General features: G+C 52.8%; 6 protein-coding genes. 1 reads left to right on the forward strand and 5 read right to left on the reverse strand.

Annotated elements, in window-relative coordinates:
* Nucleotides 1-546: 546 nt before the first annotated feature.
* The 5 genes from OXH16_12285 to OXH16_12305 all read right to left on the reverse strand — a co-directional run bounded on the left by OXH16_12285 (nt 547) and on the right by OXH16_12305 (nt 7465).
* On the reverse strand, nt 547-3060 hold the full coding sequence (locus OXH16_12285) for an SUMF1/EgtB/PvdO family nonheme iron enzyme (protein ID MCY3682171.1): 2514 nt from the start codon (nt 3058-3060) through the stop codon (nt 547-549).
* Nucleotides 3061-3124: 64 nt separating this feature from the next.
* Complete coding sequence (locus OXH16_12290) at nt 3125-5416, reverse strand: T9SS type A sorting domain-containing protein (protein ID MCY3682172.1); 2292 nt, start codon at nt 5414-5416, stop codon at nt 3125-3127.
* Between the two features lie 87 nt (nt 5417-5503).
* Nucleotides 5504-5989, reverse strand: coding sequence for a phosphoribosyltransferase (locus OXH16_12295; GenBank protein MCY3682173.1), 486 nt, complete (start codon nt 5987-5989; stop codon nt 5504-5506).
* Between the two features lie 304 nt (nt 5990-6293).
* Nucleotides 6294-6572, reverse strand: coding sequence for a MoaD/ThiS family protein (locus tag OXH16_12300; protein MCY3682174.1), 279 nt, complete (start codon nt 6570-6572; stop codon nt 6294-6296).
* Nucleotides 6573-6616: 44 nt separating this feature from the next.
* Nucleotides 6617-7465 carry an HAD family hydrolase gene (locus tag OXH16_12305; GenBank protein MCY3682175.1) on the reverse strand — a complete coding sequence of 283 codons (849 nt, stop codon included), beginning with the start codon at nt 7463-7465 and terminating at the stop codon, nt 6617-6619.
* A 379-nt stretch (nt 7466-7844) separates the two neighbouring features.
* Here OXH16_12305 and OXH16_12310 point away from each other — a divergent pair.
* Nucleotides 7845-9066, forward strand: a 1222-nt coding sequence (locus tag OXH16_12310; protein ID MCY3682176.1) for a hypothetical protein, incomplete at its 3' end; no start/stop codon positions are given.

Raw genomic sequence — 9066 nt, forward strand, 5'->3', positions numbered from 1 at the left:
AAACTCTGACCCCTATCACGGGGCTACAATTTTACAGAACTTTTTGGACTTGACCCGACCTTTCTGGAATCAATATATATTTGATGTATAAACGACAATAGACTTACACTTGCGAGCAGAGTAATAATCACAGTTATCCGTTTATCTTTGATGAATTCCCAGAGGGATTTTAATAGCTCCGGATAATAGGTCTCTACGGTTAGGATTAGAATGAGAACAGACACCAGGAGCATGAACAAGGTCAGAAACCAGATAACGACATTCCAGTTTTTGTTGAACTTTTTAGAATGGTCACTCATCGGTCATACTCCCGTGGATAGCACGAAACGGCATGATCGAAAAAATGACCAAGGCACTTCCTTCGTGATTTGGTATGCCTGAATTTTTTAACATTTTGAAATTCCTCAGTGTTTAGCATTTAGGGAATACATCTCTCACCCACCCCATACCCAAAAAGACCGCAAAACTCCACAACCCCTCATACCCTCCAAAAACACCATCTCCTTCCTTCCCCACACAAGAGGTAAAGATGTAAAGAATCAGGAGCTAAAAAGACCGGACAACTCGAAAACCGATACCGTTGCGACCTCCGATAACAGTGCTATCGCTATTCTCGCGATACTCCGACCAAAGGAAATACTTAGATCCGATGTCCCACGAACCGCCACGCAACACGCGTCCAGTCTTAGCCTCCACTATCCCAAATAAGCCGCGCCTTGTACCGCAGTCTCCAGCCTCAGACTCAAACCAAGCAGAACCGTCAGCAGGTGCCCCCTTGTAATCCCAATGCCAACAATCTTGTACCCACTCCCACACATTGCCGTGCATGTCGTGAAGCCCCCATCTGTTGGCTCTAAACGATCCCACAGGTGCTGTCTGCTTACCATCCCACTGACTGCCGCAGTCCTCGCAATTGGCACGGTTGACACCAATGTCATTCCCCCAGCTATACCGCGTCGTTGAGCCAGCACGCGCCGCATATTCCCACTCCGCCTCACTCGGTAAGCGATAGTTCTCACCCGTCTGTGATGACAGCCACTGTGTATAGGCTACCGCATCTTCCCACGAAACATTGATCACCGGACGCCGACCACGCCCCCAACCTGGGTCGTATGCCCGCTCGCGACCCGTCGCATCGGTGAAGGCATCGTACTCTTCGAAGGTAATCTCGTACTTCGACATTTCGAATGATGCTATCCTCACACTATGCAAAGGTCTCGCGTTAGAAAAGCCAACACCAGCCGGGTCCGGAGAACCCATCAAAAAACTCCCCGCTGGAATCACCACCATCTCTGGCATTGGAAAACGCTGTTTCACTGTTTCCACGATAATTCGCGCTTTCGACCCAGCACCGCCGCGATGTCGCCATACCTGCGTTTCAATGTTCTCTCCAGTAACGCGGATTTCACCCGTATTTTCGTCTATGTAGCTACAGTCTCCCTTGTATCCCGTGCCGTTGAGGGCTGTCAGTTCTACCACATAGCTCTCTCTGCCCCGGACCTCTATGGTTTGGCAGTCCCACTCGTTGACAATTTCTCCGGAAAATATGGTTCTGCCTTCCACATCAACGCTGATCTCATCCCCATCTTCGCACTCGTGGTCTCGCACACAAATCTCAAGGCTCCCCGTAGTACCTCTGATTTTCATCGGAAAATCCCGAAGACCCTGATCGCCAGTGACGACCAGACACCTGTCCAGTGACATATCATCACGCTCGGTACGCATCATCTGCGCATCGCTATAGACAGAACCATCAACAGCGGCAGAAAGCTCCAGTTCAGAATCTGGTCGGACCTCGATCTCGAATTGCCCATCAACATTCGTCGTGGCTTTGGAACTCCCGACATAGTCTTTCCCGTGTGCTGTCACCTCCGCGTATTTAACTGGCTTCCCCTGCTGGTCCTGGACGCATCCCCTCATGGTTATTGACTTATACAGCACATCCGCATTCCACGTCGAAAAATGTCCCACACTCCCCGTATAGGCCCACTTGCCATCTGCGGTCCTCTCCAGCATTGCTGTGCCTTCTTCAACCCAATAACCCGTCGCATCCGACCAGTAGTACAACGGGATTGTTTTGGGAGAATCTTCAGGTCGTCGTCCCGATGCCAGAGGTATCGAGATACGCGCCTGTTTTCCGCTGGCAAGATTCAGCCGATTGCCATTTGCACCTGTAAATTCCACATTTATCGCACCAAAGGACTCAATAGGCTCAGCCTCTCCTGTATCCGCATTCCACTGTTCCAGATCGCCTGGCATCACCGAGGGATCTTTCGATACATCCAGCACAGTGACCCTCGCAGTCGCCAGTCCGGACGCAGCACCTCCGCTTTCCGTCACCAGAACATTGGCAGACAGCGAGACAACTGTTTGACCATCCACCTGTATCGCGGCATTGTTTTCTGGCTGGAATGGCTGTGTCACCTGGACCGGCACCAAGGCCAGGTCAGCCGTTCTTCTCGACCCATCAGATACATCAACGATAATCGACTGGGGCGCGAAGCCTGCGGCAATTGCAGTGACGGTCAACCTGCCCGGATTGACCCGCACCTGAACAGTATATTTGCCATTCCTGTTCGTTTTGGCGGCACCCACCGTTTGGGAAAGATTGCCCTGGTATTGGCGAACGGTAATGGTGCCGCCAGAGATACCCCTGTACGTCGAATGGTTCTTGACAGTTCCGGACAGGGTAATACCCAGTTGCCCATATTTTGCGATTGTCACAACCACATCATCGGTTGCAGTTGCATCGTTGTCGTCTGTGACAGTCAAACGAAACGTCAGGACAACGGACCCCTTGACTACTTGAAGTGCGACAAAGGATGTAGATGCCTGATTCGCATTCGACAGCAACACGGAAGGGCCATCCACCTGTTCCCATCGATAGGTTTCAATCGTGCCATCCGAATCCGATGCACTGCCGCGGAGCGTTACTTTGTCACCCGCATCAACCGTCTGATCGGGACCGGCTTGTACATTGGGCGGCTGGTTTGGCTTACAGCCCGCTAACAGGCCCACTGTCACGAGCAACAGGAACATGCCCAATTTTTTGTGTATCATTTCCCCAGCAAACTCCTGTGAAATAAAGTAAGGGGTATGCAGATTCGCATACCCCCAATGTGGACTACCTGAGCAGCAACAACCGCTGGGTCTGCACCCCACCGGGGTAACTCAAGTGGGTGAGGTAAACGCCCGAGGCCACCTCAACACCCCGCTCGTCGCGGGCGTCCCAGAAGACCTGGTAGAAGCCAGCGGCCTGGAACTTATTCACCAGTGTGCGCACTGGCTGCCCCAGAGTGTTGTAGATCACCAGACGCACCGGACCTGGCACGGCCAGACCGTAGGGAATCACGGTGGAACTGTTGAAAGGATTGGGATGATTCGGCTCCAGGCTGCTTGTGACCGGGACCGCTGCCCCTCCCACCTTCTTGCTCGCGGCCAGTCCTTCCACGGCAACCACGCGCACACCCCCGCCCAGAGGCAGTTCCAAAACCTGACGTCGGTTGTCGTTGAGAGGAATGCTGTGCCACTGGCCCACAATCTCCCCGCCAGCGGTCCGTGCCCGAGCCAGATAGTAGCCATTCACCTGGTCCTCAGAGGTAATGGTCAGAACGACGCGGCCGTCTATGCCTGTGGTATCCCTCCAGGCGTAGTGAGGCTGGCGACCAGCGATGGCGCGCGAAAACTCGACGATCAAATCTGCCACCGCGTCTCCCAGCACAGTGGCCTCCACTTCCGTGCGGTGCGGGGGCCGTGGACCGGCGTCCGCGGTAGCACTCGGCCTTTTGATTCGGACGGCTGCGGCATGAATATCGCTCAGATTCCTAGTGCTGGTCGCATCGGACAGAAAGGTCCGAAAGACATGGGTCAGGGTACCGGTTGACCCATCGCCTTCAAGTGTGACAACACCGAACCCGGAACAACTGCCCAGTGATGCGTGCTTCACGGAGAACGGGTGCGGCCCTCGGAAGGCGACGAGGATCATTCGACCATCGGGAGAAATATCCAGGAAGTCTGGGGCGGGATCGTCGTTGAATTCGTACCCCTCTCCATCTTGATTGACAAACGGAGCCGGGTCGCCGATACACAACCCTGACCCGGTAAGATCTATGGTGGCTGCATGGGCCTCTGCCTGTTCGAAAAGCGTTGCATTGGGGTCATTGATGATCTTACCTATATCGAATACTTCCGCATTGTTCTGGATTCGATCAAACTGATACAGGTAGGGATGGGTAGGCGAAATATCCATGCCGTGTGCATCACGGCGATCGGCGAGTTCCGCCTCGGAAGTGATGTTCATCTTTTTTTCTTCGTAGAACTTTATGACCGGAGGCTCGTTGGGTACGGTATAGGGGGCTGCGCCATCCGGATAGTCCAGTGGCAGACGATACAAGATGAATGTCGAATCATCGGCTCCTGAATCACTCGCGGAAACCCCCGAGTTCAGGTGCATAAAGCCGCCGCCTTCTGCACCGCCACAGCCAGCAATGCTAATGACGTCATTGGTATATTCTGCCACGATCGACATCGGTTCTGTTGTCATATCGACCACGAACAGTCCGCCACCGCCGAGGGTGACATACCCATGCTGACTGTTGCTACTGGGAACAGCACAAATCACGACATTATTCGGTCGTCCCGGCCCTTGCTTCAGCGCACCGCTGGGCGTGTACAGCGTCTGGAAATTGGCATACTCCCCGCTCACTCGTCCGGCCGGCAACGTCGGATCGGCCTGTGCTTCTATAACCGTCAAATCTCGTCCGCCAACCAGATCGAGCGTGGCCGCTTTGTTAAAAGTGAAGGTGTCTGTTTCTTGATCGTAATCAATGCGTTCCAACAGCTTTGCACCGAGATTTGCAACAATCAACTTGGTGCCGTCGGCACTCCAAAAGGACATATGATTCGAGGGGAGAGAGCCTTCCGGTCCCGTGGTCCGAAAGAGGGCTTTGGCGAGCTTCACCGCCTCACTCTGGGTGCCTCGAATCGGTCCGCAGATCTTCTCCCCTTCCGCTGTCAGCGTACATTGGCCTTCCGCATCAATGATCCCGACCAGACCGACGCTTGGGCCAAAAAAATTCGCATTCATGAAGCGATGCGACGGATGGGCCAACATACCGTGCAAACGCGCGACATTCACTCCAAATGCCGAGAAAGCATTGGGAAAAACATCGGCCGCTTCGATAACAACCGGCCCGAACGAGGGATGATCTTCGTCATACGTTCCAGGCCGCGCCATCATGATGGTGCGACCTTCGTACACAAGAATGCGACTACCGAACGTTCCGATGGGATTCGCAACGCTGATATCGGCACTATTCGATTGGTCGGAGAGCCATACTTCCCAATCGAGTGCCAAGGCATGACTGGCACTCAACACACACAGAGCGATCATCCCGACAATGGTTTTCCGTTTCATAATGCCTATACTCCTTCCTGGTAAATAGTTAATTCCAAATCCGGCTCTTCATCATACGAACAACTTCTTTATTTACTTTATCGCTTTTCAGGGAGGCGCTGACCATATAGATGACCAGTGAGCGGGGATATGGTCGTTGCTGACGTCCACGCCATGCCAATCGAGAATCAGCTTGTGCCACTCTGGTTTCGCCAGAGCCAATCCGTACACGGTCACGTCCGGGTTGCGCTCCAGAATCGCAGTAGCGGCCAGAGACAGCGTCTTTCCCGTAGCCACAAAATCATCTACGATGAAGACCGTATCGGCATCCACAGAAGCGGAACGGTAGCCGGCATGCGCCACCAGCAAGGAACGAAATTCGGGATACAGGCCCCCTCTCCCCGTGGGCAGGTGGACTTCCTTCTGTAACAGTCCCGGCTCGTACCGGCATGCGCCAGCGCAGCGGCTCGCAAGCATCGCCAGCAATCCCTCTGTATCCGCGATTTTCTCTGAGGAGCGCAGAGCGGGAGCGAAAACCGTCCTGATAGGATCCAGCCCCAAGCCCTGAACAAGAATACCTGCAGCGTGCGCCATGAGCCTTGCTCCCCCTTCGGTTGAGGCATCGTCAGGATCGAATTTGAACTTCGTAAACCGGGTGCTCCACAGGTCTTCGGGTCGATCTTCGAAGCGGTATCCCAAAGTGAAAGCGGCCGACACACCGTCGCTGAACGTCAGCGTGTCGTATCGAAGCAGGTTGTGGAAAATGCTGGGAAAAACGGACACTACAGGTAGCCCTCCAGGCGCTGGTCGATGTCGTCGGACAAATGACCGATGTCTCGCCATAGAAACATGTCTGCGGCGAGCACCAGTCCAGGAGTTGGGAAATCTTGAAGTTCCACTATATACCTCCTGCTATGGATGGCACGATATGCACATTATCGCCGTCTTTTAGACGGGCCTCTTCGTCTTTCAGGAATCGGATATCCTCTTCATTGACGAAGATGTTTATATATCCCCGAATCTCTCCATTCTCGATCAGCTTGTCCTTGATACCAGCGTGGTCGTTTTCGAGGCTGTCGATAAGCTCTTCTATGGAGGTGACATCGGCGACCTCTACTGTGGCCTGGTTGTTTGTCCACTTCTGAAGTGGAAGGGGGATATGCACGGTTACTGTCATTTTGTGCTCCTTTCCAACGGTTGTGTGTGTGAATGGATATCGATTTAGAGCGTGCAGGACAATTTCCTCAGCGTGTGCAGGACATCTCCAACAGACTCGAACCCGTTGATCTCGACGGCAAGGGAAGGATCGGGACAGGTCCTCCGGTAGCGATTGAGCCAGATTGCAGACATACCGCATCCAATGGCTCCCAGAACGTCATTCTCCCATGAATCTCCTATCATCGTTGCCTTCTGCACTCCGAGTTCAGCAAGCGCGTAGTGGAAGATCGCCGGATCCGGCTTTACTGCCCCTACCTCTTCCGATATCGCCAGGGCGTCGAGGGGAAAAAGATCGAATAACTCCAGTTTGTATCGCTGAAGCGGACAGCCGTTGGTGATGACACCGATCTTCGCCCATCCCCGCAGGGCGTCGAACAATTCCTCGACCCCCGGAACGAGCCTCGGGTTAGATTGCTGCGCTTGCGCGTAGGCATCTGTTGCCTCGACCACCCTGACCCTGCTTGCTTCTATGTCGTAGCGCCAGCAGATGCCGCGTATGTGTATATGGCCTGCTTCCTCAGCCGACAGGCTGTCATCAAGAATGCGGGGATAGGTAGCGTTCAACTCCTCGTCATGGGCGAGTTCTAACTCTTCCAGCGGAACCCGCTTCAGATCAGGCAATATCTCCTGAACCGCGCGCAGCCCATGGCGGCGAGAGTATTGGAGGTCGATCAGCGTGTCATCGAGATCGAACAGAACGGCTGTGTTCATCAATCCTTCCTCCTCAATTTTTGGCGAGGGCCACACGCGCATAAGTAACAGGTGCCGGGTCAAAGGGATGAGTAGTAGCGCTGTCGGTCTAACGGTTTGTAATCTGCCCGAGCGACGCCTATCCCGAGCAATTCGAGCCATTGATCTCTGCAATGCCCTGAAGCCACATCTTAGGATAGAACTGCAACTTGATTTTGTGGCTATGAAACCTTGCGTTTCACGTCGCTCCCGGTTCTGACGGGGCCTAAAAATGGTTTACAAATGCAAAAAGTATGCCAATATGAACGTTGTTATAGAGGGATATACTCATAAAGTCTTGTTTTAAAACAAGAAAAAGAGCCAATCTGACTATATCATATCGTCGCAAAATAGTCTGAATGGCTCTTTTGCAAGACCTATTACGGTCTCGAAAGACCTATTACGGTCCCAAACTATATTATTGCAGTGATATTCGAATTTGCTTAATATCAGTAAATAAAATTTACAACCATTTATACCGATAGAGAAAAAGGTTCTTTCTATGATCAAATCACTTGACCGCACGGGCACTTGGCGGACTTATTCCATAGCCGATGGCCTGGCCGGGATGCGCATTGAACACCTTACCGAAGATAGCGAGGGTTGTATCTGGTTCGCCACCTGGGACAATGGCGTCAGTCGCTTCGATGGGAACGAATTCCAGAATTTTACCAAACAGGACGGTCTTATTGATGATTGTACTTATTTTGTTGTACAAGACAGTCAGAATCGAATGTGGTTTGGTACCGCAAATGGCGTCTGCTGGTACGACGGAGCGGATTTCCACCATTTGAAGGACGATGGCATTGCAGACCGAGATGTGCGGTGCATCTACGAAGATAATGAGGGCCGTGTATGGTGCTGTGGTACCCGTACTCTGGGGTATTACGATGGCACTGCTTTCCACGACATGATTCCGCACTACCTCCAGCACTACAAGCGGCCTCCTTCTCCTAAGTGGCGTCCGTGTTGGGGTATTACTCAGGATCTGCAAGATCACCTGTGGTTTGGCTTCAACTACCTCATCCGCTTCGATGGTGAATCCTTCCACCGCTATGATGAGAAAGACAGTTTTCCCCAAGATGGGACCGCCTATGCCGTAGATACGGACCATACCGGCAAAGTGTGGATTGGTCGGTTTGGAAAACGAGATGAACTCTGGTGCTATACCGATGGCACTTTCGAGTCTGTTCAGGTCGATTTAGGTGGTCCACTGCGCAAAATTCAGTGTGACCGTGAAGGCCGGATGTGGTTTAGCACTTCGGAAGGGGGATTGTATCAGGACGGTGATGGGTTCAGCAGGTTTACCGTTACAGATGGCCTGCCTCATCCTGCAGTCAAAGCCGTATTACAGGATCGCGATCATCAGTTCTGGTTTGCCACCTGGGACGGCGTCGGTCTTTATGATGCACATAGTATCAGCGTTTTTGACCTCAAGGAGGCAGTTCCCAAAGACATAGAGCCGAGCGAGATCTCGCAGATCGTGCAAGACCGGCAGGGTGATATATGGGTCGGGTGTGTGTCACCCATTCTCACTTCCCTGAAAAAAAGCGTCTTTCGCTTTGATGGCGAGCACTTTGCTTTTGTAGGCCCCGATCAAGGCTTTGATATCGACAATTGCCTCTCTATGCACGAGGACCACGAGGGGTATCTGTGGTTTGGCGGTCTCAATGGCCTGTTCCGCTACGATGGACAGAAGCTCAAGAAGATGAAAATAGCTGCGG

This window comes from Gemmatimonadota bacterium, from assembly GCA_026705765.1.
Taxonomy (GTDB): Bacteria; Latescibacterota; UBA2968; order UBA2968; family UBA2968; genus VXRD01.